The organism is Nonomuraea zeae (assembly GCF_005889725.1).
In the GTDB taxonomy this organism is placed as follows: Bacteria; Actinomycetota; Actinomycetes; order Streptosporangiales; family Streptosporangiaceae; genus Nonomuraea; species Nonomuraea zeae.
In genome coordinates this window covers 1-559 of sequence record NZ_VCKX01000743.1, presented here as the reverse complement: position 1 = coordinate 559, position 559 = coordinate 1, and the positions used below count along the sequence as shown (strand labels likewise).

General features: G+C 75.8%; 1 pseudogene. It reads left to right on the top strand.

What is annotated here, in order from left to right:
* Positions 1–559, top strand: a pseudogene (locus tag ETD85_RS64350) (hypothetical protein); the annotation flags it as partial.

Here is a 559-nt window from a genome sequence, read left to right as displayed (position 1 = left end):
GGGGAGAGGGCCGGGCCGGGCCTGGCGGGGCTGGATCCTTGCGCGGCGGGGCAGGTGCTCTGCGACGTCATCGACAGGTTGCAGGAGCAGGCGCCGCTGGTGCTGGTGGTCGATGACGCGCAGTGGGCGGACCGGCCGTCGCTGCGCGCCCTCGGTTACGTGCTGCGGCGGATCCGGACGGGCCGCGTGCTCGTCCTGGTCGCCTGCCGCGACCTGTCCGACCCGGGCGCCGATCCGATGGCGGATCCAGTGGCCGACCCGGGGGCGGGCCCGCCGGCGGATCCGTGGCTGCCCGAAGGGCTGCGCCGGCTCCTGACCGGCGACGACACGCTCCGCATCACGCTCGGCGGGCTGAGCGTGGCGGACCTGGCCGAGCTGGCCACAGGGCTGGCGACCGGGCCGGTCATTGGGCGGGCGACTGGACTGGTCACCGGGTCTGTCACCGGTCCGATCGCTGGGTCGGTCACCCGTCCGGTCACCCGTCCGGTCACCGGGTCGGTCACCGGGTCGGGCACCGGGCTGGGCTGGCGACACGGCGATCCGCAGATCGGGCCCGACG